6 protein-coding genes are annotated in these 7,010 nt (G+C 60.7%); all 6 read left to right on the forward strand.

From position 1 onward, the window contains the following. The first annotated feature begins 47 nt into the window (after nucleotides 1-47). The 6 genes from Q1M54_RS16265 to Q1M54_RS16290 are packed head-to-tail and all read left to right on the forward strand — an operon-like array spanning nucleotide 48 to nucleotide 6,775. A complete protein-coding gene (locus Q1M54_RS16265) occupies nucleotides 48-1,028 on the forward strand; it encodes an ABC transporter permease (RefSeq protein ID WP_019426506.1) in 981 nt (326 codons plus the stop codon). Nucleotides 1,029-1,030: 2 nt separating this feature from the next. Continuing rightward, nucleotides 1,031-2,278: a M20 aminoacylase family protein gene (locus tag Q1M54_RS16270; protein WP_300559537.1), complete on the forward strand. Its 1,248-nt coding sequence runs from the start codon at nucleotides 1,031-1,033 to the stop codon at nucleotides 2,276-2,278. A 32-nt stretch (nucleotides 2,279-2,310) separates the two neighbouring features. After that, nucleotides 2,311-3,894, forward strand: a complete 1,584-nt coding sequence (locus Q1M54_RS16275; protein WP_300559540.1) for an ABC transporter substrate-binding protein — start codon at nucleotides 2,311-2,313, stop codon at nucleotides 3,892-3,894. 3 nt (nucleotides 3,895-3,897) lie between these two features. Next, on the forward strand, nucleotides 3,898-4,806 hold the full coding sequence (locus tag Q1M54_RS16280) for an ABC transporter permease (protein ID WP_300559543.1): 909 nt from the start codon (nucleotides 3,898-3,900) through the stop codon (nucleotides 4,804-4,806). Beyond that, nucleotides 4,803-5,771, forward strand: coding sequence for an ABC transporter ATP-binding protein (locus Q1M54_RS16285; protein WP_300559547.1), 969 nt, complete (start codon nucleotides 4,803-4,805; stop codon nucleotides 5,769-5,771). The genes Q1M54_RS16280 and Q1M54_RS16285 overlap by 4 nt, the downstream gene beginning before the upstream one ends. After that, nucleotides 5,768-6,775, forward strand: coding sequence for a dipeptide ABC transporter ATP-binding protein (locus tag Q1M54_RS16290; RefSeq protein ID WP_300559550.1), 1,008 nt, complete (start codon nucleotides 5,768-5,770; stop codon nucleotides 6,773-6,775). Before Q1M54_RS16285 ends, Q1M54_RS16290 begins: the two co-directional genes overlap by 4 nt. The last annotated feature ends 235 nt before the right edge of the window (nucleotides 6,776-7,010 follow it).

Here is a 7,010-nt window from a genome sequence, read left to right on the forward strand (position 1 = left end):
CACCGCCCTGACAACCGTCTGGATTGGACGCTGATCAAGGTCAACTGATGCTCGCTTTCATCTTGCAGCGGCTGATCCAGGCCGTGATCGTCATGGTCACGGTGGCCTTCATCGCGTTTTTGTTGTTCCAGTATGTGGGCGATCCGGTGGTGTTCTTGCTGGGTCAAGACGCCACCAAAGAGCAAATCGACGAGATGCGCAACGCGCTGGGTCTGGACCAGCCGTTCTTTGTGCAGTTTGGCCACTTCTTGGTCAACGCGGTGCAAGGCGAGTTTGGCCTCAGCCTGCGCCAAGGCGCCAAGGTCTCGCGCCTGATTGCCGAGCGCCTGCCCGCCACCTTGGAGCTGGCTTTGGTGGCCGCCTCTTTGGCTTTGCTCATCGGCATCCCCATGGGGGTTTACGCCGCCTTGCGCCGGGGCACTTGGACCAGCCAACTCCTCATGACGGTGTCGCTCTTGGGTGTGTCCTTGCCCACCTTTTTGATTGGCATTTTGCTGATCTTGGTGTTCGCCGTGATGCTCGGCTGGTTTCCCAGCTTTGGCCGGGGCGAGGTGGTGCAAATGGGCTGGTGGTCCAGCGGCTTGGTGACCGCCAAGGGCTGGCACCACATCGTGTTGCCGGCCGTCACCTTGGCGATTTTTCAGCTCACACTGATCATGCGTTTGGTGCGGGCCGAGATGCTCGAGGTGCTGCGCACCGACTACATCAAGTTCGCCCGTGCACGGGGTTTGTCCAACCGCACCATCCACTTTGGCCATGCGCTCAAAAATACCTTGGTGCCGGTGCTCACCATCACCGGTTTGCAGTTGGGCGGCTTGATCGCGTTTGCCATCATCACCGAGACGGTGTTCCAGTGGCCTGGTATGGGTTTGCTGTTCATCCAAGCGGTCACGTTTGCAGACATACCGGTCATGGCGGCTTATTTGTGCCTGATTGCGCTGATCTTTGTGGTGATCAACCTGATCGTGGATTTGTTGTACTTTGTGGTCGACCCGCGCCTGCGCGTGGGCAAACCCGGAGGCCACTGAGCATGGGCGCTTCTTTGCAATCGGTGTTGGGGCACGGAGCGGCGTTTGCCCGCATTGCCCAGTTCCACCCTGAGCTCACGGCCTTCAGGCGCGACCTGCATGCCCACCCCGAGTTGGGCTTTGAAGAGGTCTACACCGCGCGCCGCGTGGCCGAAATGCTGCAGGTCTGCGGCGTGGACAGCATCCACACCGGCATCGGCAAAACCGGCGTGGTGGCGCTGGTACACGGCCTAGGACGCTCGGCCAGCAACCCCGGCCGCATGATCGGTCTGCGGGCCGACATGGACGCGCTGCCTTTGACCGAACTCAATGAGTGCAACTGGAAGTCGTCCAAGCCCGGCCTGATGCATGGCTGTGGCCACGACGGCCACACCGCCATGCTCATGGGTGCGGCCCGTTATCTGGCCGAAACCCGGCGTTTTGATGGCACCGCGGTGCTGATTTTTCAGCCGGGCGAAGAAGGCTATGCAGGTGCCCGCGCCATGATGCAAGACGGCTTGTTCGAGCGCTTTCCTTGTGAGCAGGTCTATGCCCAACACAACTCGCCCGAAACGCCCCTGGGCGTGATCGGCATCACCCCCGGCCCGATGCAGGCGGCGGTGGACCGCATCGAGATCCACATCCGCGGCAAAGGCGGCCACGGCGCGCGCCCACACCAAGGCATCGATCCGGTGCTGGTGGCAGGCCACATCATCACCGCCGCGCAAAGCGTGGTGGCCCGCAACCTCTCGGCTTTTGACCAGGCCGTGGTCAGCATTTGCTCGATGCAAGGCGGCCACCCCGGCGCCATGAGCGTGATCCCCGGCGAAGTCACCTTGGTCGGTACCGTGCGCACCTACAGCGAGAGCGTGCAAGACCTGATCGAAGACCGTTTGCGTTCTTTGTGCGTCGGCATTGCCCAAGGGTTTGGCGCATCGGCCGAGTTGACTTACGAACGCGTGTACCCCGCCACCGTGAACACCGTGCCTGAGGCCCAGTTCGCCTGCGATGTGGCCGCCAGCTTGGTGGGCGAAGACAAGGTCTGGCGCAACATGCTGCCCAGCATGGGTGGCGAAGATTTCTCTTTCATGCTGCAGGCCAAACCCGGTGCGTACATCCGCATAGGCCAAGGCCTGCCGCACGGCCCTGGCCCGCACCCGCTGCACAACAGCCGATACGACTTCAACGACGAGATCTTGCCACTGGGCGCGGCCTTGCACGCCAGTTTGGTGGAGCAAGCCTTGCCCCTTCAGCCCCAGGCAGCCGCCTGATCGGCATGCACATTCAACCCCAGGAGAATCCCATGCGCATTTCCAAACTGTCCCGTGGCTTGTTGGCCGCCACCCTCGTCTCGGCCTTGTCGCTGGGTGCTGCGCATGCGGCCACCGTGCGCATTGCCAACCAGGGTGATGCTTTGTCGATGGACCCGCATTCTTTGAACGAATCGCTGCAACTGAGCGTGACCAACAACGTGTACGAGTCGCTGGTGGGCGTGAGCAAAGACCTGAAATTTGAACCCGGTCTGGCCACCTCTTGGAAGCAGACATCGCCCACGGTATGGCGCTTTGAGTTGCGCAAAAACGTGCGCTTTCATGACGACACGCCATTCACCGCCGACGACGTGGTGTTCTCTTTGGCCCGTGCTGCTGGTGAAGGCTCCGACATGCGCAGCAACACCAACGACATCAAAGAAGTGCGCAAAATCAACAGCCACACCATTGAAATCGAGACCAAATCGCCATTTCCCATCCTTCCCAATGTCTTGTCCACCGTGTTCATCATGAGCAAGAAGTGGTGCGAGGACAACCAGGCCACACGCCCGGTGGACCGCCGCAGAGGCATTGAAAACGCCGCATCTTTCCGCGCCAACGGCACAGGCCCTTACCGCCTGCGTGAGCGCCAGCCCAACATCCGCACCACCTTTGTGCGCAACGGCAACTACTGGGGCAAGATCGAAGGCAACGTGGACGAAGTCATCTTCTCGGTCATTGCCAACGACCCCACCCGCGTGGCGGCTTTGCTGTCCGGCGAGATCGACATCATGGAGCCCGTGCCGGTGCAAGACGTGCCGCGCATCAACACCAGCCCCAACACCCGCGCCATGGTGGCGCCCGAGCTGCGCACCATCTTTTTGGGCATGGACCAGCGGCGCGACGAGTTGCTGTACTCGAGTGTGAAGGGCAAAAACCCCTTCAAAGACAAGCGCGTGCGCCAGGCTTTCTACCAAGCGATTGACATCGAAGGCATCAAGCGCACCGTGATGCGGGGTGCCTCCAATCCGACCGCCCTGATGGTCGGCCCCGGCATCAATGGCTTCAACCCCGAACTCAACAAGCGATTGCCCTTTGACATCGAAGCCTCCAAAAAGCTGTTGGCCGATGCGGGCTACCCCACAGGCTTCACCATCGACATGAACTGCCCGAACGACCGCTATGTGAACGACGGTCAGATCTGCGAAGCCGTGGCCGCCAATTTGGCCCGGGCGAACATCAAAGTCAACCTGAAAGCCGAAACCAAAGGCACCTACTTCCCCAAAATTTTGCGCCGTGACACCAGTTTCTACTTGCTGGGCTGGACCCCCAGCACCTATGACGCCCACAACGCTCTGAACGCCTTGATGCGTTGCCCTGACGACAAGGGCGCAGGCCAGTTCAACCTGGGCTCTTACTGCAACCCCAAGGTCGATGAATTGATGATCAAGGTGCAAAGCGAGACCGACCCGGCCAAGCGCAGCGCCATGATCCGCGAGACCTTTGAACTGCACAGTGCCGACATCGGCCACTTGCCTTTGCACCAGCAAGCCTTGGCTTGGGGCATCAACAAAAAGGTCAGCTTGACCCAGCGTGGTGACAACTACATGCCTTTCAAGTCCATCTCCGTCAAGTAAGCCATGAATGTTTTGAAGCGCTGGCTGAACAGCGATGTGGGCTACAGCTTCCGCCAATCGCCCACGGCGATGGTGGCAGCGGCCATTGCCGTGGTGTTCCTTTTTTGTGCAGCCTTTGCAGGCTGGGTGTCGCCGACCAATCCATTTGACCTGGCCACACTGGAGCTGAGCGATGCCCGAATACCGCCCGCCTGGATGGAGGGCGGCAGCACCAAGTTCTTGCTGGGTACCGATGACCAAGGCCGTGACATTTTGTCGGCCATCATTTATGGCTCGCGCATTTCTTTGGTCGTCGGCCTCGCGTCGGTGGTCTTGTCGGTGGTGGTGGGCGTGGGTTTCGGTCTGTTGGCGGGCTTTCGCGGCGGCTGGATCGACGCATTCTTGATGCGCTTGTGCGATGTGATGCTGTCGTTTCCAGCGATTTTGGTGGCCCTCTTGATCGCGGGTGTGGGACGTGCGCTTTTTCCCGATGCCCATGAATCCTTGGCGTTTGGTGTCTTGATTTTGTCGATCACCCTGACGGGTTGGGTGCAATACGCCCGCACCGTGCGCGGCACCACCTTGGTCGAGCGCAACAAGGAATACGTGCAAGCCGCGCGTGTCACGGGTGTGGCGCCCTTGCGCATCATGTTCAAACATGTGCTGCCCAACGTGATGGGCCCGGTCATGGTGCTGGCCACCATCCAGGTGGCCACGGCCATCCTGACCGAAGCCACTTTGTCGTTTTTGGGCGTGGGCGCACCGCCCACATCGCCTTCATTGGGCACCTTGATCCGCATTGGCAATGACTATTTGTTCTCGGGCGAATGGTGGATCACGATTTTTCCGGGGCTGATGCTGGTGCTGATCGCTTTGTCGGTCAACCTGTTGGGTGACTGGTTGCGCGACGCGCTGAATCCGAGATTGCGATGAGCCTTTTACAAGTCAAGAATCTGGTGGTGGAATTCCCCAGCCGCCATGGCACGCTGCGTGCACTGGACGACATTTCGTTCGACATCGCCCCAGGCGAAATTTTGGGTGTGGTGGGCGAGTCGGGTGCGGGCAAATCCCTCACGGGCGCAGCCATCATTGGCCTGCTGGAGCCGCCAGGCCGAGTGGCCAGCGGTCAAATTTTGCTGGAAGGCGAGCGCATCGACCATCTGGACGCCGACCAAATGCGCCACATTCGGGGTCGCAAAATTGGGGCGATTTTTCAGGACCCACTGACCTCGCTCAATCCGCTTTACTCGATTGGCAAGCAACTGACCGAAACCATCTTGGCGCACCTGTCTGTGACGCCGCAAGAGGCCCGTCAACGCGCCATTCAGCTGCTCAAAGACACCGGCATTTCGGCCGCCGAAGAGCGCATCGACCACTACCCGCACCAGTTTTCGGGCGGCATGCGCCAACGCGTGGTGATCGCGCTGGCTCTGGCTGCCGAGCCGCAGCTGATTGTGGCCGACGAGCCGACCACCGCGCTCGATGTGTCGATCCAGGCGCAGATCATCAGCTTGCTCAAAAAGGTCTGCAAGGACCGGGGCGCAGCCGTCATGCTGATCACCCACGACATGGGCGTGATCGCCGAGACCTGCGACCGCGTGGCCGTGCTGTATGCCGGGCGCGTGGCCGAAATCGGTCCGGTGCACCAGGTCATCAACCACCCGGCCCACCCTTACACCGCTGGCCTGATGGCCTCCATCCCCGACATGGGCAGTGACTGCGAACGTCTGAACCAGATTGACGGCGCCATGCCCCGCCTGAACGCCATTCCGCAAGGCTGCGCCTTCAACCCGCGTTGCCCGCAAGTCTTTGAGCGTTGTCGCCAAGACCGGCCCGATCTGGTCCAAGCCGGTTCGACCCAAGCGGCCTGCTGGCTGCACAACGGGAGCGCCGCATGAGCGACAAACTCTTGAATGCCAAACCCCAGCCTTTGGTCGTGGCACACGATCTGGCCAAAACCTTTGACGTGTCGGCGCCGTGGCTCAACCGCGTCATCGAGCGCAAACCGCGCCAGTTGCTGAATGCCGTGGACGGCGTGAGCTTTGAGATCGAACGCGGTAAAACATTGGCCCTAGTGGGCGAGTCCGGCTGCGGCAAAAGCACCGTGGCACGCCTGCTGGTGGGCCTCTATGAGCCCACACGTGGCGGCCTGACCTTTGACGGTCAAGACGCCCACGCGGCTTTCAAGTCGAGCGATGCCAAGGCCATGCGCCAGCGCATCCAGATGATTTTCCAAGACCCCTATGCCAGCCTGAACCCCCGCTGGACGGTGGACAACATCATTGGCGAGCCGCTCAAGGAGCATGGCCTGATCAGTGACGCCGAAGAGCTCAAGGCCCGCGTGGCCGAGTTGCTCAAGTCGGTGGGCTTGTCGCCGCTCGACATGGTCAAGTACCCGCACCAGTTCTCGGGCGGGCAGCGCCAGCGCATTTCGATTGCCCGTGCCTTGGCCACGGCCCCCGAGTTTTTGGTGTGCGATGAGCCCACCTCGGCGCTCGATGTGAGCGTGCAGGCGCAAGTGCTCAACATCATGAAAGACCTGCAGCGCGAGCGCGGGCTGACATATTTGTTCATCAGCCACAACCTGGCCGTGGTGCGCCATGTGAGCGACCAGGTGGGTGTCATGTATTTGGGCCGCTTGGTAGAGCTGGCCGACAAGCACACGCTGTTTGGCAACCCGCAGCACCCTTACACCAAGATGCTGCTGGACGCGATCCCCAAGATGCACGACACCGGCCGCGCCCGCACGCCCGTGCAAGGCGAGGTGCCCAACCCCCTCAACCCGCCCAGCGGCTGCACCTTCCACCCACGCTGCCCCCAGGCCACCGACATCTGCCGTGCGGAAAGGCCTGCGTTGCGCGACTTCAAAGGCATCAAGATCGCTTGTCACGCAGTGGTATGAAACCGCTTGCGCTGAAGCAACTCAGCTGGCGTCAACCATAAAAAAACCCACCGTGTTGCCACGGTGGGTTTTTTGTTTGTCTAAATCTCAACTGGCTTGCGCCAGCATGGGATTAGAACGACTTGCGCAGACCCACGGAAGCGATGGTGGTCTCGTTGGTCGTTGTGTTGACGCCATTGTCAAACTTCTCGTAACCAGCGTACACAGCAGCTGTCTTGCTCAGGTTGTAGTCAGC

Origin of the sequence: Limnohabitans sp. Rim8, assembly GCF_943326455.1 — a bacterium.
GTDB lineage: Bacteria > Pseudomonadota > Gammaproteobacteria > Burkholderiales > Burkholderiaceae_C > Limnohabitans_A.

What these genes read in the sequence shown, in the direction of transcription:
- Q1M54_RS16265 (WP_019426506.1), top strand. Translation starts at nt 48, where the DNA reads ATGCTCGCTTTCATCTTGCAGCGGCTGATCCAGGCCGTGATCGTCATG.
- Q1M54_RS16270 (WP_300559537.1), top strand. Translation starts at nt 1,031, where the DNA reads ATGGGCGCTTCTTTGCAATCGGTGTTGGGGCACGGAGCGGCGTTTGCC.
- Q1M54_RS16275 (WP_300559540.1), top strand. Translation starts at nt 2,311, where the DNA reads ATGCGCATTTCCAAACTGTCCCGTGGCTTGTTGGCCGCCACCCTCGTC.
- Q1M54_RS16280 (WP_300559543.1), top strand. Translation starts at nt 3,898, where the DNA reads ATGAATGTTTTGAAGCGCTGGCTGAACAGCGATGTGGGCTACAGCTTC.
- Q1M54_RS16285 (WP_300559547.1), top strand. Translation starts at nt 4,803, where the DNA reads ATGAGCCTTTTACAAGTCAAGAATCTGGTGGTGGAATTCCCCAGCCGC.
- Q1M54_RS16290 (WP_300559550.1), top strand. Translation starts at nt 5,768, where the DNA reads ATGAGCGACAAACTCTTGAATGCCAAACCCCAGCCTTTGGTCGTGGCA.